This window comes from Vibrio sp. Vb1026 (genome assembly GCF_033338745.1).
Lineage (GTDB): Bacteria > Pseudomonadota > Gammaproteobacteria > Enterobacterales > Vibrionaceae > Vibrio > Vibrio alginolyticus.
This window is the reverse complement of the sequence record NZ_JAWOTH010000111.1, coordinates 1-1302: the sequence shown is the minus strand read 5'-3', so window position 1 is coordinate 1302 and position 1302 is coordinate 1. Positions and strand designations below refer to the sequence as shown.

1 protein-coding gene is annotated in these 1302 nt (G+C 35.3%); it reads right to left on the bottom strand.

Annotated features, from left to right (window positions below; genetic code table 11):
• Positions 1 to 1302 (bottom strand): terminase large subunit (locus tag R7E47_RS24565; protein WP_318085327.1); only part of this gene is annotated, 1302 nt, incomplete at both ends.

The window sequence follows — 1302 nt, the reverse complement described above, 5'->3', positions numbered from 1 at the left end:
TCTAACAAACCAATTTGTAACGAAATCGTAGTCAATTACTTCTCCTGGAATAACCGTTAAATATCCTTTTTCGACCCATAGTTCATAATTCGCTCTATCCTCACTATTTAGTAATTTAGCCTCTGGAATGAAACTATGATGAATACACTTCACTGAACCATCCTCTTGTGGAAATTCTAAAAAGGAACTTGTTAAATCCGTCGTTTCAGATAAATCGGCACCACCGATACACATACAACCTTCAAGAACGTCAAGATCATATTCTGTTTCATAATTTTTCTTAATTACATCCCATTCAAGCCATTTCTCAGCTGCATTTACAAATAAATTAAGACGCTTCGTCTTGAACTCATTAACTTCATTATTTAAAACATATGTTTTATAGGCTTCCCTTAACTTTTCAAGAGTGATTGTGACATCTAAGTTTGGATTTGCTTTAACCCAACACTCCTCATCTTTCCAATCATCTTCCGGATCAATCTCTGCAATCAACACAAAAAAACGATCATGCTCGACCGTTTCGTTTAACATTTTATCTGCAACTTCATAAAACTTCATCAAGGGACCATCAAGAACAAAACCAGCTGTCGTAATATGCAAAATAAGTGGCTGTGTACGAGCATCATAAGACGATTGAATAACATTTATTAACTTACGATCTTTATACTCATGAATTTCATCAAAGATTGCTCCATGTGTATTTAAACCATCTTGTTTCTTCGAATCACTGGCAAGTGGTTCTAGCTCAGAATTCATAGCATTGTAATACAACTTATCTCGTATTATCCTTACCCTTCGCCTTAATGCTGGTGACTGTTTAACCATTCGCTTAGCTTCTTCAAATACTAATTTAGCTTGATCGCGCTTATTTGCTAGCGTATATACACGCGCTCCATACTCGTTATCTTTCATAAATAAATATAAAGCTATCGCTGATGCTAAAGTACTCTTACCATTTTTACGAGCAATCATAATAAGAGCTTCTAAGAATCGCCGATAACCCGTTTCTTTTTCCACCCAACCAAAAAGACTACCGACATTAAACTTCTGCCATAATTCAAGTAAAAGTGGCTTACCTGCCATCTTACCAATACTATGTTTGCAAAATCGTTCAATGAATATAATAGCTCTATTCGCTTCTTTTACACTGTACTCATATGGAAATGTTTCATCATCTTGACGTTGTAAATCTCGAATGTGCCTTTGACAAGCCTTACGCACTTTTTTACTAGTAACTATCTTCCCACTGATAACCTTTTTGGCATATTCAGTTACATAGTCATGTGTATCAACTGATTTAGT